The organism is Ruegeria sp. YTSA168 (assembly GCF_059610045.1).
In genome coordinates, this window is the sequence record NZ_JBXWMW010000013.1 from 68,606 (window position 1) to 91,293 (window position 22,688).

Annotated in this window: 23 protein-coding genes; 12 read left to right on the forward strand and 11 right to left on the reverse strand. The window is 57.5% G+C overall.

All coding sequences use genetic code 11. From position 1 onward, the window contains the following. The first annotated feature begins 24 nt into the window (after positions 1-24). Positions 25-951 (forward strand): ornithine carbamoyltransferase, encoded by a 927-nt coding sequence (argF, locus tag AC2FFE_RS18020; protein WP_496817234.1) that lies wholly within the window; start codon positions 25-27, stop codon positions 949-951. Here the strand turns inward: argF and AC2FFE_RS18025 are convergent. Together AC2FFE_RS18025 and AC2FFE_RS18030 are read right to left on the reverse strand one after the other, a co-directional pair. Then, positions 948-1,547 carry a ferric reductase-like transmembrane domain-containing protein gene (locus AC2FFE_RS18025; protein WP_496817235.1) on the reverse strand — a complete coding sequence of 200 codons (600 nt, stop codon included), beginning with the start codon at positions 1,545-1,547 and terminating at the stop codon, positions 948-950. The genes argF and AC2FFE_RS18025 overlap by 4 nt on opposite strands. 5 nt (positions 1,548-1,552) lie before the next feature. After that, positions 1,553-2,029, reverse strand: coding sequence for a twin-arginine translocation pathway signal (locus AC2FFE_RS18030; RefSeq protein ID WP_496817236.1), 477 nt, complete (start codon positions 2,027-2,029; stop codon positions 1,553-1,555). A gap of 269 nt (positions 2,030-2,298) precedes the next feature. On the opposite strand from AC2FFE_RS18030, the gene AC2FFE_RS18035 reads away from it, so the two are divergent. Together AC2FFE_RS18035 and AC2FFE_RS18040 are read left to right on the forward strand one after the other, a co-directional pair. Then, positions 2,299-3,261, forward strand: a complete 963-nt coding sequence (locus tag AC2FFE_RS18035; protein ID WP_496847285.1) for a pirin family protein — start codon at positions 2,299-2,301, stop codon at positions 3,259-3,261. Between the two features lie 74 nt (positions 3,262-3,335). After that, complete coding sequence (locus AC2FFE_RS18040) at positions 3,336-4,310, forward strand: 2-dehydropantoate 2-reductase (protein ID WP_496847286.1); 975 nt, start codon at positions 3,336-3,338, stop codon at positions 4,308-4,310. Here AC2FFE_RS18040 and AC2FFE_RS18045 read toward each other — a convergent pair. From AC2FFE_RS18045 to AC2FFE_RS18060, 4 genes are all read right to left on the reverse strand, one after another. Next, the gene (locus AC2FFE_RS18045) at positions 4,307-5,785 is read right to left on the reverse strand and encodes an inorganic phosphate transporter (protein WP_496817239.1); all 1,479 of its coding nucleotides are present in this window, start codon (positions 5,783-5,785) and stop codon (positions 4,307-4,309) included. The two genes, AC2FFE_RS18040 and AC2FFE_RS18045, sit on opposite strands and share 4 nt — an antisense overlap. Before the next feature lie 91 nt (positions 5,786-5,876). After that, complete coding sequence (locus AC2FFE_RS18050) at positions 5,877-6,335, reverse strand: NUDIX hydrolase (protein ID WP_496847287.1); 459 nt, start codon at positions 6,333-6,335, stop codon at positions 5,877-5,879. Between the two features lie 158 nt (positions 6,336-6,493). Further along, the gene (gene hrpB / locus AC2FFE_RS18055; RefSeq protein ID WP_496847288.1) at positions 6,494-8,944 is read right to left on the reverse strand and encodes an ATP-dependent helicase HrpB; all 2,451 of its coding nucleotides are present in this window, start codon (positions 8,942-8,944) and stop codon (positions 6,494-6,496) included. A gap of 42 nt (positions 8,945-8,986) precedes the next feature. After that, positions 8,987-9,694 (reverse strand): DUF3108 domain-containing protein, encoded by a 708-nt coding sequence (locus AC2FFE_RS18060; RefSeq protein ID WP_496847289.1) that lies wholly within the window; start codon positions 9,692-9,694, stop codon positions 8,987-8,989. Between the two features lie 84 nt (positions 9,695-9,778). Here AC2FFE_RS18060 and meaB point away from each other — a divergent pair, with 84 nt between their 5' ends. The 5 genes from meaB (at position 9,779) to AC2FFE_RS18085 (ending at position 13,769) form a co-directional block, all read left to right on the forward strand. Then, positions 9,779-10,756, forward strand: a complete 978-nt coding sequence (gene meaB / locus AC2FFE_RS18065; protein ID WP_496847306.1) for a methylmalonyl Co-A mutase-associated GTPase MeaB — start codon at positions 9,779-9,781, stop codon at positions 10,754-10,756. Positions 10,757-10,899: 143 nt separating this feature from the next. Beyond that, positions 10,900-12,090 (forward strand): Hint domain-containing protein, encoded by a 1,191-nt coding sequence (locus AC2FFE_RS18070; RefSeq protein ID WP_496817244.1) that lies wholly within the window; start codon positions 10,900-10,902, stop codon positions 12,088-12,090. A gap of 119 nt (positions 12,091-12,209) precedes the next feature. Then, positions 12,210-12,497 carry a 50S ribosomal protein L28 gene (gene rpmB / locus AC2FFE_RS18075; RefSeq protein ID WP_496817245.1) on the forward strand — a complete coding sequence of 96 codons (288 nt, stop codon included), beginning with the start codon at positions 12,210-12,212 and terminating at the stop codon, positions 12,495-12,497. Between the two features lie 395 nt (positions 12,498-12,892). Further along, entirely contained in the window at positions 12,893-13,243 is a 351-nt protein-coding gene (locus tag AC2FFE_RS18080) for a hypothetical protein (RefSeq protein WP_496817246.1), read from the forward strand. A gap of 46 nt (positions 13,244-13,289) precedes the next feature. After that, positions 13,290-13,769, forward strand: a complete 480-nt coding sequence (locus tag AC2FFE_RS18085) for a copper chaperone PCu(A)C (protein ID WP_496817247.1) — start codon at positions 13,290-13,292, stop codon at positions 13,767-13,769. Positions 13,770-13,863: 94 nt separating this feature from the next. On the opposite strand, the gene AC2FFE_RS18090 is transcribed toward AC2FFE_RS18085, so the two are convergent. Then, a complete protein-coding gene (locus AC2FFE_RS18090) occupies positions 13,864-14,472 on the reverse strand; it encodes an HdeD family acid-resistance protein (RefSeq protein ID WP_496847290.1) in 609 nt (202 codons plus the stop codon). A 51-nt stretch (positions 14,473-14,523) separates the two neighbouring features. Next, positions 14,524-15,216 (reverse strand): NAD-dependent deacylase, encoded by a 693-nt coding sequence (locus AC2FFE_RS18095; RefSeq protein ID WP_496847291.1) that lies wholly within the window; start codon positions 15,214-15,216, stop codon positions 14,524-14,526. A 28-nt stretch (positions 15,217-15,244) separates the two neighbouring features. Here AC2FFE_RS18095 and AC2FFE_RS18100 point away from each other — a divergent pair, with 28 nt between their 5' ends. After that, positions 15,245-15,706: a low molecular weight protein-tyrosine-phosphatase gene (locus tag AC2FFE_RS18100; RefSeq protein ID WP_496847292.1), complete on the forward strand. Its 462-nt coding sequence runs from the start codon at positions 15,245-15,247 to the stop codon at positions 15,704-15,706. On the opposite strand, the gene AC2FFE_RS18105 is transcribed toward AC2FFE_RS18100, so the two are convergent. The 3 genes from AC2FFE_RS18105 to AC2FFE_RS18115 all read right to left on the reverse strand — a co-directional run bounded on the left by AC2FFE_RS18105 (position 15,673) and on the right by AC2FFE_RS18115 (position 18,640). After that, entirely contained in the window at positions 15,673-16,635 is a 963-nt protein-coding gene (locus tag AC2FFE_RS18105) for a LysR family transcriptional regulator (protein ID WP_496847307.1), read from the reverse strand. The genes AC2FFE_RS18100 and AC2FFE_RS18105 overlap by 34 nt on opposite strands. Before the next feature lie 65 nt (positions 16,636-16,700). After that, complete coding sequence (locus tag AC2FFE_RS18110; RefSeq protein ID WP_496847293.1) at positions 16,701-17,009, reverse strand: hypothetical protein; 309 nt, start codon at positions 17,007-17,009, stop codon at positions 16,701-16,703. A 119-nt stretch (positions 17,010-17,128) separates the two neighbouring features. Further along, positions 17,129-18,640: a hypothetical protein gene (locus AC2FFE_RS18115; protein ID WP_496847294.1), complete on the reverse strand. Its 1,512-nt coding sequence runs from the start codon at positions 18,638-18,640 to the stop codon at positions 17,129-17,131. Between the two features lie 75 nt (positions 18,641-18,715). On the opposite strand from AC2FFE_RS18115, the gene lepA reads away from it, so the two are divergent. From lepA to AC2FFE_RS18130, 3 genes are read left to right on the forward strand one after another with little or no spacing between them, the layout of a single operon-like run. Continuing rightward, positions 18,716-20,515, forward strand: a complete 1,800-nt coding sequence (lepA, locus tag AC2FFE_RS18120) for a translation elongation factor 4 (RefSeq protein WP_496847295.1) — start codon at positions 18,716-18,718, stop codon at positions 20,513-20,515. Continuing rightward, positions 20,515-21,081 (forward strand): type VI toxin-antitoxin system SocA family antitoxin, encoded by a 567-nt coding sequence (gene socA, locus AC2FFE_RS18125; RefSeq protein WP_496847296.1) that lies wholly within the window; start codon positions 20,515-20,517, stop codon positions 21,079-21,081. The genes lepA and socA overlap by 1 nt, the downstream gene beginning before the upstream one ends. Then, on the forward strand, positions 21,044-21,751 hold the full coding sequence (locus AC2FFE_RS18130; RefSeq protein WP_496847297.1) for a hypothetical protein: 708 nt from the start codon (positions 21,044-21,046) through the stop codon (positions 21,749-21,751). Before socA ends, AC2FFE_RS18130 begins: the two co-directional genes overlap by 38 nt. Positions 21,752-22,688 lie beyond the last annotated feature (937 nt).

Genomic DNA, 22,688 nt, shown 5'->3' on the forward strand with positions numbered 1-22,688 from the left:
GCCGACAACCAAAAGCGATACATCATGAACCACTTTCTTGATATCCACAAAACTGACACCGCATCCCTGCGGTCGATGATCGATCAGGCCAGCGCGATGAAACAGGCCCGTTTGGGCCGCGGCAAAGCCGCACCGGATGATGAACAACCGCTCAAGGGTTGCATGGTTGCGCTGATCTTTGAAAAACCATCGACCCGGACGCGCGTCTCATTTGACGTTGGCGTCCGTCAGATGGGCGGGCAGACCATGGTTCTGTCAGGGAAGGACATGCAGCTGGGTCACGGCGAAACCATCGCCGACACCGCCCGTGTTCTGTCGCGCTATGTCGATATGATCATGATCCGGACCTTTGACGAAACCATTCTGACAGAGATGGCCGAATATTCGGACGTGCCGGTGATCAACGGTCTTACCGACCGGACCCATCCCTGCCAGATCATGGCCGATGTCCTGACCTTCGAAGAACATCGTGGACCCATCAAGGGCAAAAAGGTGGTTTGGACGGGTGACGGCAATAATGTCTGCGCCTCGTTCTTGCATGCCGCCGGGCAGTTCGGGTTTGATTTCACGTTTACCGGACCCGCCCAGTTCGACCCTGAGGAAGAGTTCATGGGTTTTGCACGACAGCAGGGCTCAAAGGTCGCCGTTGAACGCGACCCATATAAGGCGGTCGAAGGGGCCGACCTCATTGTGGCGGACACTTGGGTGTCCATGCATGATTCTCAATCCGCGAAAGAACGTCGCCACAACCTGCTTCGCCCTTATCAGGTCAATGCCGAACTGATGTCCCACGCGAAACCCGATGCGCTGTTCATGCATTGCCTGCCCGCACATCGCGAAGAAGAAGCAACATCCGAAGTTATGGATGGACCAAACTCGGTCATTTTCGACGAGGCTGAAAATCGCCTGCATGCGCAAAAGGCGGTGATGCGCTGGTGTCTGGGCGTTTAAGCCTTTCGCTTCACATCCCATACCCGCAATTTGGCGAGCGCCCGCGCGCTCGCCAAAACAACCAGCACGCAGAGTGCAGTCTTGCTTATGGCTCCCATCGTGCCTTCGATCAGCATCGCATGGATCACACTGCCCAGAATGGTGATAATTGCCAGCCCGGTATGACCCAGACGCCAGATGCGAAACCGAAGGCTTAGGCGCGTTCGATAAAGGCCCAGCACGGCGGCGCCAAAAGCGGCCCACATGGCAACAACGCCCCAGGTGGAAAACGGTGTTGGTGAGACAAACAACAACGCGTCAACAACATCGGGCGGGCTGGTGATCCACAACCCTCCAACATGCAACATAATGACGATGATCAGCGCAATACCCAACCATCGATGTAGGTTTCTGCTGGTCATTGGCGGCAGGCCAGGAAGGTCTCTGGCCGCGAGCAGGGGTTGAACCAACAGCAGACATAGGCCGATGATCCCCGCAAAACCAGCCGCAATGTAGACAGGGTCGCGCCATGCCAGTAAAGGGCTGAAACCCGCGACTGCCAATGGGACGGCAAGCGCGACCAACAGGCTTGCCCAGATTGCGATTTTGCGGTTCACGAAGGTCAGATTGGTTGCAACACAAAATGTGCAGCCAGTGTTTTGTCCTTCGAACTGGACATCACTGGGCGTAGGAACACAGTCTCGTATGTGCCACTGTCATAGGCCAGGTGACCATGCGGTTGACCAAAGGCGGGAACGATTTGTGGCATTTCCAGCCGGAACTCACCATTTGCATCCGTTAGGGTCGCGCCGTGGCTTTGGGGATCGCGCTCGTGCCCTTCGGTGGTATGCGCCCAGATCTGGATGCGTTGATCGGGCAGGGGCGCTCCGTCGCCCGCGCGACGCACCGTGCCTGTCATCCAGAAGCCACCACCACCGATCCGTTCAACGATCGGAGCGCCCGGACGATAGTTGTTGGACCCGCCGCGCATCGATGGCGTAGGATCAACCCCGGCCGCCAGCGCCGGTGTAAATCCGCCTGCCAACGCGGCTGTTCCGGTAGCGATCAGGTTCCGGCGCGTGATCAGTAAATGGGTCATGGATGCTCTCCTATCGAACCTGATGCAGTCCTGCGTTCAATGGCCTCAATATCCAAAGATAGCACATGCGCGAGCGATTCCGAGGTCGCGTCGATTGGAATCGCTGGGTTTCGCCTCACGCCTCTGTGAGGGTCAGCGCTTGTCGCCAACACTGACATCTCTCCGCACCGAAACTGTGCATTGATGCGCTTTTCTTGTACCACTTTGGCTATACATTCACATCTGCGAACGCAACCCGGCCCGCAGGCCGCCTGACTGGGAGAAAAGGAATGAGTTGGAACCCGACCCACAATCCCGAATGCCTTTCCGAAAACCCGGCATTGGACACTTTGATCATCCCGCGCGCACGCGACTTGGGAGGGTTCGAAGTGCGCCGAGCTTTGCCTTCGGTTCAGCGGCAACTTGTGGGGCCCTTCATTTTCTTCGACCAAATGGGCCCGGCTGAATTCATCACCGAAGGCGGGATTGACGTGCGCCCGCACCCCCATATCGGACTGGGGACTGTGACATATCTTTATCAGGGTGAGTTCGAGCACCGCGACAGTCTGGGAACCCACCAGATGATCTATCCGGGTGAGGTCAACTGGATGGTTGCCGGGCGCGGCGTGACCCATTCAGAACGCACCAGCGATGAGACCCGAGGCAAGCGAAACAGTCTGTTCGGTATCCAGACCTGGATCGCACTGCCAGAACAACATGAGGACATGGCCCCTGATTTCGAGCACCACAAACAGGCTGCATTGCCTCATATTCAGGATGCCGGGGTCAGCGCGCGGCTGATCCTGGGTTCAGCCTATGGTGAGACAAGCCCGGTGACCATGCTGTCTGAAACCTTCTATCTGGATGTAGAGATCGACCCCGGCGCATCGTTCCCGCTGCCCGACGATCATGAAGATCGGGGCGTTTATGTCACCGAAGGTCAGGTTGAGATCGCCGGAGATAGGTTCGACGCGGGGCGCATGATGGTTTTCCGTCCCGGAGACAAGCTTTCGTTCACGGCGGGGCCTCTTGGCGCGCGGCTCATGCTGTTGGGCGGGGCGACACTGAATGAGGAGCGGTATATCTGGTGGAACTTTGTGTCCTCATCGAAAGAGAAGATCGAAACCGCAACACGCGAATGGAAAACCGCAGATTGGGCCAATGGCGCATTCCATCTGCCGCCCGGGGATGATCAGGAGTTCATTCCGATTTCAGAGGAATTGGGACGCACCAAACCCCGCCTGGCACGGTGAACGCGACGTCATTGGGCGATGGGCTTGTCCCAGGCTGAGAACCCGGTGATCCTTTCCAGAGCGGAGGGACCACCATGAAGATTGTCATCGCTGGGGCTGGCAGTATCGGATGCTATTGCGGCGCGTTGCTGGCTGAAGCCGGTCATGAGGTCACATTGCTTGGGCGTGCCCGGGTACTGAATCCGATTCGGGAACAGGGCCTGACGGTCACCAACTATGCGGGGCTGCATCGCCATCTGCCCGCACAGAAGCTTAGTCTGAGCGATGATCCCGCGTGCCTCGGTCGTGCCGAAGCTATCATCGTGACGGTAAAATCAGGGGCCACGCCTGAAATGGCAGATCTGATTGCTGCCCATGCGACACAAGAGGTGCCCGTTCTATCTTGGCAAAATGGGATGCAGAATGCCCGAACCCTCAGCGCAGCTTTGCCGGGCTACGATGTGCGCGCGGGCATGGTGCCCTTTAACGTGGTGCCGACTGAACGCGCAACTTACCACTGTGCGACATCCGGTGACATCGTAGTTCAGACCGGCCCCGGAAACCTGGCTGAACACCTGAACAGCCCTAATCTGCCAATCTCGGCAAGCGATCAGATCGAGGCGGTTCAATGGGGCAAACTGGTCATCAATCTGAACAATGCGCTGAACGCCCTGTCGGGGCTGACATTGGTGGATCAGCTAAAAAATCGGGAATGGCGCCGCCTGATGGCCGATCAGATGGTCGAGGCATTGGCGGCGTTAAAAACCGCCGGTAAGCCGGTCGCATCGACGACACCGTTGCCAGCCAGCCTGACACCTTTCATCCTGCGCCTTCCGACGCCGATCTTCACGCGTGTTGCATCAAAAATGCTGACAATTGATCCAACCGCGCGCACCTCAATGGCCTATGACTTGATGCAGGGCCGTAAAACGGAAATTGATAGCCTTCAGGGTGAGATCATGCGCCTCGCGCAACAAACGGGAACGCCGACACCAATTTGCAATCGCGTGTCCGATTTGATCAAACAGTGGCCCAAGTCACCCATGCGGCCACAGGACATACGGCCCTAGGCAAAGGCGGTCAGAAGCAGGTAGATCAGTCCCGACATGGTTGCGGCTGCAGGCACCGTCACGACCCAAGCGGCGATGATGGTCATGAAGTGCGACCGCCGGACCAGCTTGCGCCTTTGGCGTTCTTCCCGCGCCAGTCGCGTTTCACGGGGGCGTTGACGGTTTGAGCTTTTCCAACGCCGGTCCAGATGCCATTCGCGATAAAACCCAACCCCAAACACGGCGCCGACCGCAATATGGGTTGAGCTGACAGGCAATCCCAGCGAGCTTGCAAGGATGACGGTTGTTGCCGTGGCAAGGGCCACGCAAAACGCACGCATCGGATTCAGCTTTGTAATCTGACTGCCGACCATCCGGATCAGCCGGGGGCCGAACAGGAACAGACCAAAGGAGATGCCGAACGCTCCGATGAACATCACCCAAATAGGGATCGAGACGCTGTCTGCGAAACTGGCAAATTCGGCTGCGTAAACGATTGCCGCAAGTGGGCCCACAGCGTTGGCCACGTCATTGGCCCCATGCGCAAAGCTGAGGAATGTGGCCGAGATGGCCAGCGGCAATCCAAACAGGGATTTCAGAGACCTTGTGCGGTTTTCCATGCCTTCGGATTTGCGGCGCACCCAGGGCACGGTGATCACCCAGACCAGCACGCCAATCGCTAGGCCCATCACAAGCGCCAATCTCAGATCGATCTGCACGACCCTGTCGACTGCTTTCACGGCCAGATAGGTGGTAAACGCCCCGGCCATAATCGCGACCAGTATGGGTACCCAGCGCCTGGCGGCCTCGATCTTGTCGTCCTGATACTGAATTGTGACCTTGATGAGCGCAAGAAACCCGGCGGCAATCGCGCCGCTGAGGAGTGGAGAAACCACCCAGCTGCTGGCAATGGCACTCATCGTGCTCCAGTTGACGGCGGCCAGGCCGGCGGCGGCAATACCTGCCCCCATGACGCCGCCCACGACCGAATGGGTTGTGGAGACCGGCGCGCCGATCCAGGTGGACAGATTGACCCAAAGTGCGGCCGAGATCAGGGCAGCCATCATGGCCCAAATCAGGGCCGAGGCGCTGTGCAGGGCATCAGGATCAATAATGTTCTGTGAAACGGTGGTAACAACATCGCCCCCTGCCAACAGGGCGCCCGCGCTTTCGGCGATGGCGGCGATTGTAATCGCACCTCCCATGGTCAGTGCGCTGGCCCCCACGGCTGGCCCCATGTTGTTGGCCACATCGTTGGCGCCGATATTGATTGCCATATAGGCCCCGAAAATCGCCGCCGCGACAACGACCAACGCGCCGTCTGCCTTGCCGAAAAACACCGCGGCGGTCAGCCCTGCCAAGGCCATGAACGCCAGTGCAACGCCGGGCGCCAATAGCCGTCGCGCAACATGAGAGTTTGCAGTCTCAACGCGCGATATCCGGTGCAGGTCGCTATCCAGCGCCTGCCAGCGTGTTTTGGGGCTAGGCTCGGGCATCAACTCGGTTTCAGTCTTGGGTTGGTCGCACAGGGCTAGCGATTTCCCATTGTGGGGGCAACCTGTTCGGACTGACTTCGCCGGGTCTGTGTTAAATTTTCAGCAGCAGGGCCTGCAATTCGGGTTCTCTGACAAGTGTGGCCGCCGTTTTAGGTGCAAACCAATCGCGCTCTCGCTGGCCAATTTCGGGGAATTCATCCGCCAATGCGTCAACCGAAATCTGGAAGACGCTGGCCAAAACCGGTTGCGCGGAACCATCTTTGAGGATCTTGTCATAGCTGAACTGGCCAACAGGGGTCTTGTCGACCTTGTCCGCCCGAACGCCAGCCTCTTCCCATGCTTCCTGAGCCGCAGTTTCCGCGCCATCCAACCCGTCGATCGGCCAACCTTTAGGGATCACCCAACGCCCAGTATCGCGGCTGGTGATCAACAAAACCTCAGGGCCCGCATCGGTTTGCCGCGTGCACAGGGCTGCGAACTGCACCCGGCGGGGGCGCAGAAACAGGGGTCTTGCGACCTCTTCCCATATGTTGCGAAACCAATTTGACATAGTCAGATTTTCAGGTTCTTTTTCACTATTCTAGTCCGCTCAGGTAACCATTGGACCAAGAGTTTTCAACAAATCTGTGACCAAAAGACTAAGTTTTGGTCTGTTTTTAAGGAAATTTGTGTCTTTTTGTGGGATTTTGGCAATGCCTGACATCCGGTTCAGCTTGTTCTGCGTTTAGCACGTAGGGTTGGGTCAGCTTGGGTCGGATCTTCGGGCCAGGGATGTTTTGGATACTGCGCCCGCATATCCTTGCGTACATCCGCGTATGACCCGGCCCAGAACCCGGGCAGATCCCGCGTGATCTGAATAGGGCGCTGCGCGGGAGACAATAAGGTGATCTTAAGCGGAGCGCCCGCGACAAGGGGATGTTGCACAACCCCGAAAAGCTCCTGTAGGCGAACAGCGATTTCGGGTACGTCACTGCCATAGTCAATCGGCACCTTGCGTCCCAATGGCGTGGTGAAAGACCCCGGCGCGCGCTTGTTCAACTCTTGTATCTGCACCCAATCCAGCCGCGCCCGGAGCGCGGGTAGTAGGTCAAAGCGTTTCCAGTCTTCGGCGCTGCGCACGCCGGACAGCATGGGCAATAACCAATCTTCGAGAGAGGAGATCAGCCCATCGATTGAAAAATCCGGCAGATCAACTCCATCGGCGCGTACCAGTTCGACCCGTGCCGCAAAACGCGCGGCGGCGCCTTCCAGACGCAACCCCAGATCGCGCACGCCGTCCAGCATGGCCTGTGCAGCGATGTCATCGGGAACGTCTTTCCAAAGGCGGTCGCTCAGGGTGATGGCGCCAAGCCGTTCCTGCTGTCGGGCGATCACGCGCCGTTCGCGCTTGGACCAGGCGCAGGTATCAACCCAACACAGTTGGTCGGCGAACTGGTCGCGGATGTCGCGTTCGGTAATTTGCACAGCCATCCGCACGCGGGCTTCGCGCGGGTTCCCATCGGTGTCGAGCACAACAAGATAGGGCGCAGCGGCCAAAGTATCGTCGTTTTCCAGCACCACGCCTTTGCCACCCGACAGGACATAGCGCGGCGCATCCCCTTTGCGTCTTTGTCCGATCCGGTCGGGATAGGCGAGCGCCGCCATCGCGGCGGCGCTGTGCTTGCCGTTCTGAGGTTCGATCATCGGGCGCAGACGTTTCGTTTCACCCTTGATCCGATCCACAACGCTTGGGTTGAGCTGCCAGGGCTTATCCCTTTGAAAGCCCCGCGTATCGCGTATCGCAGCCATCCTGAGGGTCAGATCGGTCGGGGCGCCCTTGAGCGGGTCTCGTTCGGCCAGCAACGCGGCCAGCGGGGCTGCCTGTGTCCCGGCACGAGCCAGCATATGGCCCAGACGCGGGTGCAGAGGCAGGGTGGCCAAACGCCGCCCGTGATCTGTGATACGTCCTTTGTCATCCAGCGCGCCCAGCATCCGCAACAGGGATCGCGCCTCGGACAACGCGCCATCAGGCGGAGGGGTCAGAAACGCAAGATCGCTTGCATCTGCGCCCCATAAGGCAAGTTCCAGCGCCATTCCGGTCAGATCCGCGGCCTCGATTTCTGCGGGAGGATAGGTACGCAAGGCACCTTCCTCGCCCTTTGACCACAACCGATAGCAGACCCCTTCGGCGACACGGCCCGCACGACCAGCCCGCTGCGTCGCCTCGGCCCTTGTAACGCGTTCGGTTACCAGCCGCGACATGCCAGAGCCCGGATCGAACCGCGCCCGCCGTGCCTGACCCATATCCACAACCACGCGGATGTCGGGAATGGTCAGCGAGGTTTCGGCAATCGACGTTGCCAACACCACTTTGCGGCCAGCCTCAACCGGCGCTATGGCCGCGCTCTGGGCAGCAAAGGGCAGGGCGCCGAACAACGGGCGCAGAGTGCAATTCTTCGGCAGACGCTGGTTCAGCGCGGCTTCGGCCCGTCGGATTTCACCTTCACCGGGCAGGAAAACCAGAACGCCGCCACCAATCGCCTGTGTTTCGGACACAGCCGTTTCAACCAGATCAATCAGCGCATCCAACCGTCTGGCCTGTGGGCCGAGCGGACGGTTCAGCCAGCGGGTTTCAACCGGATAGCTGCGCCCTTCCGAGGTCACAAGAGGGGCCTCCATCAACCGCCCGACCGGCTCAGCATCCAGCGTGGCCGACATTGCCACGAGGATAAGGTCATCGCGCAGCGCCCCGGCGACCTCAAGGCACAGCGCCAGACCCAGATCAGCATTCAGGGATCGTTCGTGAAACTCATCAAAAATCACGGCCCCAACCCCTGGAAGATCAGGATCAGATTGGAGCATCCGGGTCAGGATACCCTCGGTCACGACCTCAATCCGTGTGGTGTTCGAGGTTTTGGCATCACCGCGAACCCGGTACCCTACGGTTTGCCCCGCGCGTTCACCCAGCGTTTCCGCCATGCGTTCAGCCGCTGCGCGGGCTGCCAGACGGCGCGGTTCCAGCATGATGATCTTGCCGGTGCACAACCCGGCCTTGAGCATTGCCAGGGGGACACGCGTGGTCTTGCCCGCGCCGGGCGGGGCCTGAAGAACAGCCCGTCGCTGGTTTGTTAGGGCGTCCAGCATCTCGGGAATAGCATCGTCAATCGGCAGTGTCGTCATGCGGGCTTTATCCGCGATGTCTTTGCAGAGGTCCAGTTCCCGCTATTTTCTCAGAATGACGGCGGCACCATATATCGTCTGCGCCTCGACCCTCACAGCTCGCATAATGGAGCCGACGCGTGCATAAGTCACCGTTACGGGAAACCGGCTGCCCTGCCGCAGATCGCCCGGCGCGTACCCGGCAATGCGCCTAAACGCTCCGCTGCATCTGACGTGACCGGCACTATCGTTGCGCTGCGTCAGCGAAATCTCGGTCAGCCTTTCTCCGTCATAGATCTTCTGGCGCAAGGTGCACAGGTCCTCGGGGTCCTGATCCCGCAGCACCACGAAAATACCGGTCAGAGGATCAACCGCGCCGCGTTGTTGCGTGTCGGTTACCGCGTGAGGGCTGCGGTTCTCAATCTCGGGCCCGCTGGCCCGCGCTACACCGCCATTGTATTCAAGCCGGACGCGCGATTCGCGTTGGCCGGTATCCATGTCCTCGACATACAGGGCGGGCATGAACCTGCTGCCTTCGCGTCTTCCCTGCGTTTCAAGTATGAAGCGAATGCGCTTCAGGGTGCCGACTAATCCGGTGGTCGACAGCTGGCCGGTCACGGCGTAACGGCTTTGCGTTACATCTGAGGCCAACACCATCTCGCCCACCTTCACCCCAAGCGCGCGCAGGGCAAAGCGGCTTTGCTCGGCCGCCGCCGAAACCGGCAGACAGAGCAGGATCAAAAGTAGCAGTCTCTTTCGAACAATCGTCATCGGACAAAATTCCTGAAGGGTCCGGGCTGGACAAATCGCCATAGGCCGCGGCAAGTAGAGATGCCGCAAAAGATCGGGGTCGAGATGGACATAAACAGCCTAGGTGACAGCATTTTGAACGGGGAACGGCGTGCGCTTGCCCGGGCAATCACGCTGGTCGAAAGCATCCGTGCAGATCATCGGGAACAGGCTTCGGAATTGCTGAACTATCTGGCGCAATCTGGCCGGCAATCGCTGCGCATTGGCCTGTCGGGGACACCGGGCGTGGGGAAATCCACCTTCATCGAAAGCTTTGGCATGATGTTGACGGGTCAGGGGCTGCGCGTTGCTGTTCTTGCGGTCGATCCAAGCTCGGCCCGGTCAGGGGGATCGATCCTGGGTGACAAGACCCGGATGGAACGTCTGAGCCGTGACCCAAATGCCTTTATCCGACCCTCGCCCAGCCAAAGCCAGCTGGGGGGCGTTGCCCGTCGCACGCGCGAAGCCATCGCGCTGTGCGAGGCGGCAGGATATGATGTCGTGCTGATCGAAACCGTGGGCGTTGGCCAGTCGGAAACCGTGGTGTCTGAACTCTCCGATCTGTTCCTGCTGTTGTTGGCTCCGGCGGGCGGGGATGAGTTGCAGGGCGTAAAACGCGGTATCATGGAGATGGCGGATATCATCCTGATCAACAAGGCAGATGGCGACCTGAAGGCGACGGCAACGCGCACCTGCGCGGATTATGCCGGTGCCCTGCGTCTGTTGCGCAAACGCCCACAGGACCCGGATGGGTTTCCCAAAGCGATGACAGTATCAGCCATAGAAGAACATGGCCTTGATCAAGCCTGGTCAGAGATACAGTCGCTCAGCCAATGGCGACGGGACAACGGGTTTTGGACGACAAACCGGGCTGCGCAGGCCCGCTACTGGTTCGATCAAGAGGTTCGGTATGCCCTGCTGGCCCGCCTGGACACGCCCGAGGCACGCCAGGAAATGGATGAGCTGAGCACGGAGGTGGGCCAAGGTACGCTCAGCCCCACGGTCGCCGCGCGGCATATGTTGTCAAAACTCTCCGCCACCTGATCAGTGTTCGGGCGTTTTGACCTGGACCTTGATGCGCGCGGCGTCTCATCGCACTATGGGTGTGTATTGTATCCGATCATGCCGATCTGGTCGTGTAAATGGTTGCTATTTTAGACCTGCCTGTTGCTTGGGAATAGAGGACCATGCCCAATATAAGGGGTACCAACGGCAATGACATAATCGACGTTACCGGTGACAACGGGACGTTGAATGGAACGCCTCAGGGTACGCCGATCGATAATATTCGCGGCCGTGGTGGCAGCGACCAGATCACCGTCACGAACAGCACGGTTGTCGGAGTTGTACGTGGCAACGGGGGTGGTGACGACATCACCATCACCGGCAGCACAGTTGGAACACTGAATGCCGGAGGGGGCGCGGATACCGTCGTTGTGCGTGGGTCCGACATCAGCAGTATCGCATTGGGGAATGGCAACGATACGCTGGATTTCCAAAGCACCAATGTGTCAGGTACAGTCGACGGCGGGGGGGGTACCGATACGCTGAACCTGCCTGAAGGTACCGTGATCACCGACAGCACGTTTGGCACAATCACGGTCGAGGCAGGCACCAGTTATTCGCTGTCCAGCGGGTCGTTTACCCTGCCGTCGGGAACGACGGTCACGTATACAGGGTTCGAAAATGGTGCCGGGTTTCCGTGCTTTACCCGCGATACTCTGATCGCGACGGATTGCGGGCTTTGCCCTATTCAGAACATCGAGGCCGGGGATCGGGTTCGGACGGTCGGTCTGGGGTCACAAACTGTGCGTTGGGCCGGACAGCGGGCGTTCACAACCCATGACCTTGAGCAGGACCCTAAATTACGCCCGGTGCGCATCGTGGCGGGTGCTCTGGGACAGGGGGTGCCAAACCGCGATTTGCTGGTCTCGCGCCAGCATCGGATGCTGGTTCAATCCAAAATCGCGCAACGCATGTTTGGCGCGACTGAAGTTCTGATTCCGGCGATCAAACTGACCTCTTTGCCGGGTATCTACGTTGATCACGACGTGCAATCAGTCGAGTATTTTCACCTGCTGTTTGACCGTCACGAGGTTATCTATGCCGAAGGCGCCCCGAGCGAGAGCCTGTATACTGGGCCTGAGGCGTTGAAATCGCTCAGCACCGCCGCGCGGCGTGAGATATTCAAGATATTTCCAGAACTGGCGGATCACGATCACAGCCCCGACCCGGCGCGGCTGATCCCGCGTGGCAAGTTGCAGGCCAAGCTGGTTTCGCGTCATTTGAAGAACAACAAACCGCTGTTGCATGCGCCGGGCGCGCCTGCGTTCGGGGAAGATACAGGGGGTGCAAATATTCCGCCTAACCTGTCTTGACCCTACCTGCGATTCCCACTACACGCATCCAACCAGTTTTCGGGCGCGACTTCGGGTTGCGCCCCTTGTGATTTGGCCGCAGGCGTTTTGCCCGGCCTCCAGAAACAAAGGAAGAAACCATGTCGCGCCGTTGCGAACTGACCGGAAAAGGCCCGATGACTGGCAACAATGTCAGCCACGCCAAAAACAGAACTCGTCGTCGTTTTCTGCCGAATCTGAACGACGTCACCCTGCAGTCCGAAACTCTGGGTCGTGGCGTTAAGCTGCGTATCTCGGCGGCTGCGCTGCGTTCTGTCGACCACCGTGGTGGTCTGGACGCGTTCCTGGCCAAAGCCAAGGACGAGGATCTGTCTACGAACGCATTGAAAGTGAAAAAGGAAATCGTCAAGGCGCAAGCGTCGGCGTAACCTTCTCATTACCTACGGTTTGAATGACCCCGTACCCGATTGGTGCGGGGTTTTTCATTTTGCGATTCTGCTTGGGGTGAAAAAATTGAAATAAATTGTAACAACCGTGAAATAGTTCACATACGCGCGAGGACACAATGCGTATTTTGATTGCATTCTTTGGGCGGGGGCCGAGTGATGTCGTTAAAGAGTTTCTATATTTTCCTGTTGCTTTCGACCGTTTTCAAAAAATCTATTTTGGCCTGCACGCGCATTCAGCGTCAGGTGAATCGCTCCCATACCAGTCTGACCAAAGGGGCCGTTAAACGGCCTGGGCTGGATTACTAAGAGACGCTTCAAGCGCGACTGTTTGGCGCTTGAAGCGTTTCATCTGTCTGGCCTATATGCGGGTCACGATGAGATCTACGTTACATAAGTTTCTGCCGATAATTGTGTCTCTGCTGCTGGTTCTGACCGGGCAGAGCCTTGCGGTGTCGCGCGGCGTAGATATGGCCACAGGCCAGATGGTCCTGTGTACCGGAAACGGCCCCGTTGTTGTTTATGTTGACGCCAACGGACAGCCAACAGCCCCACCACATTACTGTCCCGACTATGCGCTGACCTTGTTGGGGGCGGTCGCAGATGCGCAACCCGCGCAACCCGATGCTTCGGTTCAACGGCCTCCCGCGCCATCGCGCGATAAGGGCAATCTTATTGCCCCTCCCGTCCCGGACACACCTGCGCGCGCGCCTCCCGTCTTGGTCTGACCCCACGATAGTTTTTCAGACCACCAAACAGATAAGGAGAGGCGCAATGTCCCTCAAAACAACCCTGTTCGCCACTTTTGCAACTGTCCTTCTGGCCGTTCCGGTCCTTGCTGACAGCCAGATCGTGGTTGACGATGCCTACGCCCGTTCATCCGGCAAAACTGCCAAGGCAGGGGCGGCGTTTATGATGATCGAGAACCAGGGCGATACGGATGATCGGTTGATCAGCGCAACATCAGATGCCGCAGCCCGGGTAGAATTGCACACGCATAAGATCAACGATGATGGCGTGGCGCAGATGGTCCATGTTGAGGAAGGTTTTGCCATCCCGGCAGGCGAGACCTACATGCTCAAGCGCGGTGGTGCGCATGTAATGCTGATGGGATTGAAAGCCCCGTTCGAGCACGGTGCAACAGTGCCTGTTACGCTGGTGTTTGAGCAGGCCGGAGAGATCGTGCTGGACGTTCCGGTGGATCTGGAGCGCCAGGACAAGCATGGCCACGATCACGGATCCCATTCGAACTAGCAGCAACGCCTGTCTTCGGGCCGCTTTGCGGCCGTCATCCATGCGTCAGGCCGGGCAATGCCCGGCCTGCTTGCAGTGTAGCTCGTGTTAGTTCCTAGCGATGAATGGTCTTCATGCCGACCCGGTCGTTGGCGCTGCGCAGACGATTTGCCAGCCAGAACATGACAACTGCAATGGCAAGCGCTGAAAAGGCAATCGCCCATCCAAGCGCGACCAGAGCAATGGCGGGCCAGATCATAAGCACGAGGCCCACGATCAGCGCCGCAATCCCAGAGCCGCGCATCGAGCGGCGTTGCGGATCGCGCTCATTCATTTGCTGTGACGCGGCCAGAGAGCCAATACCGATGATCAACGCCCAGGCCCCCAACAGGAAGAAGGCCAACTTTACTGTGCCCTCGGGCCAAATCAGCAAAATCAGACCGATCAACACCGCGCCGATCGCTGCGCCGCCCAACAGGCCTCGGCGGCCTACCCCCAGCAGCGTCAACCCGCCGTCAATGATCAGCAAAGCACCAACCAAGCGCAGCAGCAAAGCAATGCTGCCAGAGGGCCAGAACAGCGCGGCAATGCCAACAGCGCCGGCCAAAACACTGCGAACCAAGAAGGTCCACCAAAGACTGGACAGCTGAGCGCTGAGCCGGTCGCGATTGGCCATGCTGCCATCGTCGAGAATTTCACCGATTCTTGGGTCTTGATCTGTCATGGTGTGGTTTCCCCTGAATGAGGTGATGCATGTGTTAGTGCGATTTGCCTCTTATGTCTTTGTCATCAGCAACCGATCAACCCATTTTGGCACGGTTTCGGTTGCTTTGCCCAGCAGGCGGTCATCGAAACCACCGCCTGTCGACTCCAGATTGATCTCAACGGTATGCGCCCCGGCTGCGTGTGCTTCGTGTACAAAAGCGGCGGCGGGGTAGACCTGACCAGACGTGCCGATTGCGGCAAAGATCGAAGCGGTGGCGAGATGATCGAAAATCTGGTCCATATGATACGGCATCTCACCGAACCAGACGATATCAGGCCGCCCGGATGGGGCATTGCAGGCCGGGCAGGGTTCATCAGGGGCCATTTCTGGCGGTGCTGTCCACCGATGGCCACAATCCCCACACAATGCACCAGACAGGATACCATGCATGTGGATCACCCCGGAAGCGCCGCCAGCCTCGTGAAGACTGTCGACGTTTTGTGTGACGATCACAACATCGCCTGGCCAATCCTGTTGCAACCGGGCAAGGGCCTTATGCGCGGCATTGGGGTGGACCTGAGCAGCCTGAACCCTGCGGGCATTGTAGAACCCCTGAACCAAAGCCGGATTCCGGGTAAACGCCTCGGGCGTCGCGACGTCTTCGATCCTGTGTTGTGCCCATAGCCCGTCTTCATCCCGAAAAGTGCTGAGCCCGCTTTCGGCGGAAATGCCTGCTCCGGTGAGAATGACGATCTTTTCCATGTGCCCTCTGCGCGGTAGAAGATTGCATATGACACAGCGTATCCTCTTTGTGTGTTTGGGCAATATCTGTCGGTCACCTGCGGCCGAGGGTGTGTTTCGCGCCAACGCCCCACATCATACAACCGACAGTGCCGGAACCGCGGGCTGGCATATTGGCAGCCCGCCCTATGGTCCCATGCTATCTGCGGCACGCGCCCGCAATGTCGAACTGGGTGGTCTTCGCGCAAGGCAGTTTGTGGCTAAGGATTTTAATCAGTTCGATCTGATCATTGGGATGGATGCCGACAATATCGCGAATATTGAGGCCCTTAGGCCGGATGGAAACAACACGCCCGTTCGGCTGCTGACAGAGTTCGCACCTCAGGCCGGTGTAGATCATGTGCCAGACCCATACTATACGCGGGATTTTGACGGGGCGTTGGACTTGATCGAGATCGCCGTCGCTGGGCTTGTCGATCACCTGGATGGATCGTCCAGCACCTTCAACTGATCACTGAGCCAGGGCAGTTTCGCCGTCGCCGGGTCAATGATCTGGCTTTGCATCAGCCGCCGCATCATGCCCGCAACCTCTTGCGGCACCTGATCTGACCAGTCCGTGCGGGTGAACAATGAAATGGTCCGAGCAAATGCGCCAAACGGACAGGGATGAGCCTGCATCTCTTCGTGAAACCGCGCCGCGCGCATATAGCCCAGCGGCGTTGTGATCGCCCAGCCCAGACCGCGCGCAACCATCGCCATCAGCGCCAGGTGTGAGCCGATCTCGAACCGTTCTTCGTATTCAACTTGCTGGCGTGCCAGGTGGCCTTCGATCTGGCGACTGATCAGCTGCTCGCGCGCATAGCGCAGAAAAGGCAGGTCCTGTACGACGGTCTGCGTATCACCCGCGCCCGCCGGGGCGACCAGTATAAATGGATCCTGCACCAACGGATATTCAATGACACCTTCCAGCACTTCGCCGCTATGGGCGGAAACGGCCAGATGCAAGCGCTGGGCGTCCAACTCGGCAAACAGGTCCAGACTGGGCAGGGTGATCAGCTTGAATTTTGATCGGGTCAGGCTGTCAGCCAGCAGTGTCGCAAGCCGAGGTGTCAGGTCATTGTCGAAATCGTCGATCAGGCCGATGGACAAGGTGGTGAGATGCCCCAGATCCATTACCGTCAGCTCGCTCTGTGCCATCTGCAATTCACCCAGCACTGCCTGCGCGCGGGTCAGAAAGCTGCGCCCGGCCTGGGTCAGCCGCATTGGCCGCCGCCCGTGATCGACCAGATCGGTGCCCAAGGCCTTTTCCAGATTGCGCAATTGCTGAGAAACCGAGGGCTGGCTGAGCCCCGTGATCTCGGCCGCCTGCGCCACCGATCCGGTCCGCGCAAGAGCCTCGAACACCTCAAGGCCCCGCAGGGTCAGCCCTTTCATCACCATCGCACATACCTTTCGCTGCGCCATTTCTGGGGCGCAGCGTGCATCAGGTCAAGGACTGACAGGGGTTAGCTGCAGATCGCCTGCGCCATCTGGCCAAAGTTCTGATACCGATCCCACAGCGCATCATCGCGCGCGGTCTGCGACATCTTCAACTCCTGCGCCTGATGGGGGTCTTCGAACCACTTTGCCACGGTATTCTGATCACCGCGCGTTAGCGCCTGATCCGCCACGCGTTGAATGCAAGAACACCGCGCCCGCGTCGCCGCCTGACGATCCGAAGCCAAACACGCTCGCTTGATCTGGGACGCGTCTGCAACCTGAGCCACCGCCGTCAGCGATGCCGCACAAAATGCGATGAGGAGGAACTGTTTCATGCTAGAGCCTCATTCTTTGCCTGCCCGGAGGGGTCTTGTGCCCCTCTCAGTCTGCGGCGGAGTATGAATCAAACTTGTTGTTCAATCAATTCACAAAAATTGCATCAGTGAGTTTCCATTCAGAGGACACCCAATAGTTGCAGCCCTAGTCGCACGATCCGATACAACAAATCACCAACCGCAGTACCAGCTAGACCTACACGGAGCGTTTTTCCTTCCTGGCTATCATGAAGTTGCGAACCATGATCCAGTATTTTCTCTCTTAGCAACGCCATCTTCGAGGTTCTGCTGAACACACGCGTCGCCGCGTCTGTGCCGGGCAGAGGGGGAGCGCCGGTTGGCAACGGGAGTAAGCGGTCGTTAACGAGCGAGGGGATATCTTCGGCGTAATCCTCGGCCATACTACCTTCGCTTAGTTCCACCAAAATTGGTTTTGCTTCCTCCAGCAGTTTTTGGGCGCTTCCATCAAGCTCAGAGAAGGCTTGCAGCGCGAGTTGCTCCCGGTTTGCGGCCACTTCCGGGTGATTGGCGCGAATACCCCTTACCCCTTCTTCGACCGCGTCTAATAAGGCAAGGTTATCTTCGCTATCCGGTAGATATTTGGTTTCATGTATTTGACGGCGAAGCCCCTTGGCGATCGCGGTAAGTGTCATTTCTGCTTGCTGAGGGTCATTCCCATAGCGTTTGGTTGCACGAGTGATTTTTCGAAACTCACTCGATTGCTCCGATAAACCATTGGTTCCCTGTATCGCATCCTCAAGTGCGTCAGAAATGTTCGTAAAAAGTGCTGCAAGAAGTGGAATGTTCTGTAGTCGAATGGGTGTAGCTCGGAAATGGCCAGTGTCAGGGTTAATTTCAACAACTTCCGCTTGCGGTAGTTTCCGAGCAAGAAGCGTTGCCTGAAGATGTTTGATTTCCGCAGCTACAGCTTCATGCCCCTTTGACCAAATACTTGGGGAAATGGAGGCCACATTCCGTAACAATTCCGGATCGAGCGGCTCACCTTCTACAAGGCTATCATAGTAAGTTACCCAGAAGTCAAAATTCCCCTTCGTTTCTCTGTTCGCTTGGCGCAGTGCGCGCCTGGTTTTGCTGGCTAACTTGGAAACCTGAGCGTTCCGTGCCCAAATAGACGCAGTTGATTCCCAAAGAGGTTCGGCACGCAAACGCCGTCCTCTTTCGGCGGTCACTCGCTTTGAAGACAAATTCGTACCGCGAGAAATGATGTCAATTTCATAGCTAAGGAGATCAGACGGTTCGCCAGGGTCGATTGCGATCTCTTGGGCGTCCTGAAACGTTTTGCCGTTGTCCAAAAGGACGGTAATAGCAGGGGTTGGACCTGTGTCTAATTGAAAGCTGAATCTTGGTATTTGTCTGGCTTTTATCGCGTAACTCGTGGGGCGGTTCTTGGGATAGTATGGCGCAACGCTGCGGGAAGTAACATCTTTATCAAGGTCTAATGCGATCAGGGATGTTCCCATCGCTCTAAGCAATGTTGCGTGCCGAAGGTTCACATCTTCGATGGAATCGGAGATCTCACCCAAAGCTCGCAAGAGATATCTGGCGAGTATGACTCTTCGACTAAGCGTGGAAATCCATCCCAATCTCTTCGTGGCGTCATAGCTGCTCATTTTTCTTACCTTGCCAAGCCGTAGTTGCTCTTGGACCATTGCCATCGGCTATCACTTAATACATATCCCCAACCCATGACAGACCTCGCTCATATCCGCAATTTCTCCATCGTCGCGCATATCGACCATGGCAAATCCACCCTTGCTGACCGGCTCATCCAAGAGACCGGAACGGTCAAGGATCGCGACATGAAGGAACAGCTGCTCGACAGCATGGATATCGAGCGCGAGCGTGGCATCACCATCAAGGCCAACACAGTCCGCATCGACTATACCGCCGACAATGGGGAGAAATACGTGCTGAACCTGATCGACACGCCCGGTCACGTGGACTTTGCCTATGAGGTCAGCCGGTCGATGCGCGCGGTCGAAGGCTCTCTGCTGGTCGTGGACTCGACCCAGGGGGTCGAGGCGCAGACGCTGGCGAACGTGTATCAGGCCATCGACGCCGATCATGAAATCGTGCCGGTGCTGAACAAGATCGACCTGCCCGCGTCCGATTGTGACCGCGTGGCCGAACAGATCGAGGATGTGATCGGCATCGACGCGACCGACGCCATTCAGGTCAGCGCCAAGACCGGGCAGGGCATACACGAGACGCTGGAAGCCATCGTGCAGCAACTGCCCGCACCGCAGGGCAATCTGGACGCGCCGCTCAAGGCGATGCTGGTGGATTCGTGGTACGACGCCTATCTCGGCGTCATCGTTCTGGTCCGCATCATGGACGGTACGCTGAAAAAGGGGATGCGGGTCAAGTTCATGTCGAACGGCACCCTGCACCATGTCGACCGCGTCGGCGTTTTCCGGCCCGAGATGGAGATGGTCGACAGCCTCGGCCCCGGTGAGATCGGCTTTCTCACCGCCTCGATCAAACAGGTCCGCGACACCCGCGTCGGTGACACGATCACCAATGACCGCAACGGGACTGAAATCGCGCTGGACGGGTTCAAACCCGCGCAGCCGGTGGTGTTCTGCGGTCTCTTCCCCGTGGATTCAGCCGAATTCGAAGACCTGCGCGATGCGATCGACAAACTGGCGCTGAACGACGCCAGCTTCAGCTTTGAAATGGAAACTTCGGCCGCACTTGGCTTTGGCTTCCGCTGCGGCTTCCTCGGCCTTCTGCACCTTGAGGTCATCCGCGACCGCATCGAACGCGAATATGATATCGAGCTCATCACCACCGCGCCCTCGGTGATCTATCACGTCTACATGAAAGACGGCGAGATGATCGAGCTGCACAACCCCGCCGACATGCCCGACCCTTCAAAGGTCGACCATATCGAGGAACCGCGCATCAAGGCGACCATCCTTGTTCCGGATGAATACCTCGGCGACGTGCTGAAACTGTGTCAGGACCGCCGCGGCATCCAGTTGGACCTGACCTATGCGGGCAGCCGCGCCATGGTCGTCTATGACCTGCCGCTGAACGAGGTTGTCTTTGACTTCTACGACCGCCTGAAATCGGTGACCAAGGGCTATGCCAGCTTCGACTACCAGATGACCGGCTATACCGAGGACGCGCTGGTCAAGATGTCGGTGCTGGTGAATGACGAACCGGTCGACGCGCTGTCCACCATGGTTCACCGTGACCGGGCCGAGATGCGGGGCCGGGCGATGTGCGAAAAGCTCAAGGACCTGATCCCACGCCACATGTTCAAAATCCCGATCCAGGCCGCCATCGGAGGCAAGGTCATCGCCCGCGAGACCCTCTCGGCCCTGCGTAAGGACGTGACCGCGAAGTGTTATGGCGGGGATGCGACGCGGAAACGCAAACTGCTGGACAAGCAGAAAGCAGGTAAAAAGAAGATGCGCCAGTTCGGAAAAGTTGATATCCCTCAGGAGGCTTTCATTTCGGCGCTGAAAATGGACAGCTAATGGAGACTGATCCAAGAATTGTAGCCAACTTTGTGCTGGACACACGAGAATTTCTAAAACTCGACACGACACAGATCGAGTTGCAGAAGCTATTGTATTTTTCTTATGAAGCCTACTTACTTCAGACACGCAAGCGATTGATGTCGGGTTATTTCGAGGCTTGGCAATATGGTCCTGTTCATCCCGTCGTGTATCAAGCGTTCAAGCACAATAAAGGGATGCCGATAAAAGATCGCGCGAAGAAACGTGATGTTTTTAAGAAATCAACGGCCGCGTTTGATCAACTAAGTGATCCGGAAAAGATCCGACATGTAGTGGAAACGGTTACACGTTTTAGCCGATTTACAGTGCGTGAACTCGTGGCGCTTTCGCATGCCAAAGGAGGGCCTTGGCACTATGTTGTGGATAGTGCTGACGAAAGTATTGCTTTGGGACTTCGTATTACAGATAATGTGATTCTAGATAACAGAACACACAGCATGTTGATGAGGGAGGGTCGGCCTGTTGTAGCAGATGAGGATATGCTTCATGACGAGTCGCCGCTTACCAGAGACAGACATCGCTAATATCAGTGTTCTACCTGAACGAGATCAATATGCACGTCTAAAAAACAAGCGCGCGTTTCGACCACCTCATAGTCTTGAACCAACTAGGCGATGTCTGAATTCTCTATTTGGGGTTTCAACGCCGATGTTCCCTGACGCTACGATAGCGCCAGAGCATGCAATCAAAGCCCTAAGATCATCTATCAAGAGAGATCAAGATCGTGTGCCCAATCTATTGCGTGCGAGATCGATTTTGAATTTCCGGGAGGCGTGCGTTACTGAGGCTGCTGCTGAGGCGATGAGAAGTCATCGGATTAGTATCGATAACTCCATAAACCTCACTCATTCTTTGGTTGTCGAGATCAATGACCGGCCCCAAATTCCTTTTATCGACTTACGAAAATCCGGTAGCCTGTCGAAATCCGCAAGGGACTTCGTTTTCTCGATGAACTATCATCTCCTGATTGATGCGAATCCGGATTTTGCTGATTTCGGGCTTTTGATTTTGAACTATTGGGAAGAAAGCGCGTCTAACTTCGGGCTTACTCCGCATTGGTTTAACGGCGTCCCAAAATACTCCTACGAACAACTAACAGACATGATCGCAAGAACCTACCAAATCTGGTTGGATGTACTAGATGAACGTAAAAGGTCTGATCCAGATGAAGGTATCGGCCCCCTGTTCGCGTAACGTCCCCAAAAACTATTAAGTTTTTAGGGAGCATTGATCAACTCACCCACCCGGCGTCAACGCCGGGCCGCGCCGGCCCGCCCCCATGGGGCGGCGCGTTTGCGCCTCCCCTCAGGCCGGCGCTGCCCTCAGTTCTGATGATCGACCGCTGTCAGCAACTAAAACCGCGCTGAAGCGCAGATGAAGCTTTCCTTAGAAAAGTTGCAACCGGCACGCGCCCTTCCAATCTGTTTAACAGGACAGCGGAGGTTTACGCCGTAGCCTGCGGATCAGAACGACCTACAGCACTGTTCTGGACTGACAGGCGAACCGGAGCGTCTCCGGCCTGATCGAGAGTAGGGGGTACCAGTTGCCTAAGCGGGCAGCGTTTAGTAGGTATTTATGATCAGGTCGGGACGCTTCTCAGAGCGCCAATCCACAGGGCTGGGCGCTTTTCGATTCGGGCTCAACCAAAGCGGGATTCGTCGGTTTGCGATTGAACATGGCCTTCGCAGGTGCAGCATTGCCTGAAATTTGCGCGTTTTCGATCTGTTCGGAGTTTTCCACGCGCAAGCAGGCCAGTTTGCAAAACTTCTCGATTTATCCACATCGCCCTCCCGGCGGATATCAACAGGTTATCCCCGTCTAATTTTCATGCTGCAGTGCTATTTTCTTGCCGGTATTGGGCGTCAATGTAACAGTAAGGTTACCGCAGCACTTCCTCGGAACAGGCAGCGGGGCGCAAGGGCCAGGGGCCAACGCAGGATCGGGTGGATTTTAGGATTTACGCGGATTTGCAGGGGTTTACCGGTTGCTGGACAGTCGAGTTGGGTGTCAGATCCCGGGTTGATAGATCAGCTTCTCAAAATGGATCTTGTGCGCTGTGACGGCCTTCGGGTCGAAACGGCAGTCGCAGCTTCGAAAGGGGCTGAGGCAACTGGATCAGGGTGCCCTTCGG

Coding starts and splice junctions, on each gene's coding strand:
- socA (WP_496847296.1), top strand. CDS start 20,515: ATGGAGACTGATCCAAGAATTGTAGCCAACTTTGTGCTGGACACACGA.
- AC2FFE_RS18095 (WP_496847291.1), bottom strand. CDS start 15,216: ATGGAAAAGATCGTCATTCTCACCGGAGCAGGCATTTCCGCCGAAAGC.
- AC2FFE_RS18110 (WP_496847293.1), bottom strand. CDS start 17,009: ATGAAACAGTTCCTCCTCATCGCATTTTGTGCGGCATCGCTGACGGCG.
- argF (WP_496817234.1), top strand. CDS start 25: ATGAACCACTTTCTTGATATCCACAAAACTGACACCGCATCCCTGCGG.
- AC2FFE_RS18030 (WP_496817236.1), bottom strand. CDS start 2,029: ATGACCCATTTACTGATCACGCGCCGGAACCTGATCGCTACCGGAACA.
- AC2FFE_RS18040 (WP_496847286.1), top strand. CDS start 3,336: ATGAAGATTGTCATCGCTGGGGCTGGCAGTATCGGATGCTATTGCGGC.
- AC2FFE_RS18070 (WP_496817244.1), top strand. CDS start 10,900: ATGCCCAATATAAGGGGTACCAACGGCAATGACATAATCGACGTTACC.
- AC2FFE_RS18035 (WP_496847285.1), top strand. CDS start 2,299: ATGAGTTGGAACCCGACCCACAATCCCGAATGCCTTTCCGAAAACCCG.
- AC2FFE_RS18090 (WP_496847290.1), bottom strand. CDS start 14,472: ATGACAGATCAAGACCCAAGAATCGGTGAAATTCTCGACGATGGCAGC.
- AC2FFE_RS18085 (WP_496817247.1), top strand. CDS start 13,290: ATGTCCCTCAAAACAACCCTGTTCGCCACTTTTGCAACTGTCCTTCTG.
- AC2FFE_RS18080 (WP_496817246.1), top strand. CDS start 12,893: ATGAGATCTACGTTACATAAGTTTCTGCCGATAATTGTGTCTCTGCTG.
- meaB (WP_496847306.1), top strand. CDS start 9,779: ATGGACATAAACAGCCTAGGTGACAGCATTTTGAACGGGGAACGGCGT.
- AC2FFE_RS18130 (WP_496847297.1), top strand. CDS start 21,044: ATGACGAGTCGCCGCTTACCAGAGACAGACATCGCTAATATCAGTGTT.
- lepA (WP_496847295.1), top strand. CDS start 18,716: ATGACAGACCTCGCTCATATCCGCAATTTCTCCATCGTCGCGCATATC.
- AC2FFE_RS18105 (WP_496847307.1), bottom strand. CDS start 16,635: ATGGTGATGAAAGGGCTGACCCTGCGGGGCCTTGAGGTGTTCGAGGCT.
- AC2FFE_RS18115 (WP_496847294.1), bottom strand. CDS start 18,640: ATGAGCAGCTATGACGCCACGAAGAGATTGGGATGGATTTCCACGCTT.
- rpmB (WP_496817245.1), top strand. CDS start 12,210: ATGTCGCGCCGTTGCGAACTGACCGGAAAAGGCCCGATGACTGGCAAC.
- AC2FFE_RS18060 (WP_496847289.1), bottom strand. CDS start 9,694: ATGACGATTGTTCGAAAGAGACTGCTACTTTTGATCCTGCTCTGTCTG.
- AC2FFE_RS18050 (WP_496847287.1), bottom strand. CDS start 6,335: ATGTCAAATTGGTTTCGCAACATATGGGAAGAGGTCGCAAGACCCCTG.
- AC2FFE_RS18100 (WP_496847292.1), top strand. CDS start 15,245: ATGACACAGCGTATCCTCTTTGTGTGTTTGGGCAATATCTGTCGGTCA.
- hrpB (WP_496847288.1), bottom strand. CDS start 8,944: ATGACGACACTGCCGATTGACGATGCTATTCCCGAGATGCTGGACGCC.
- AC2FFE_RS18045 (WP_496817239.1), bottom strand. CDS start 5,785: ATGCCCGAGCCTAGCCCCAAAACACGCTGGCAGGCGCTGGATAGCGAC.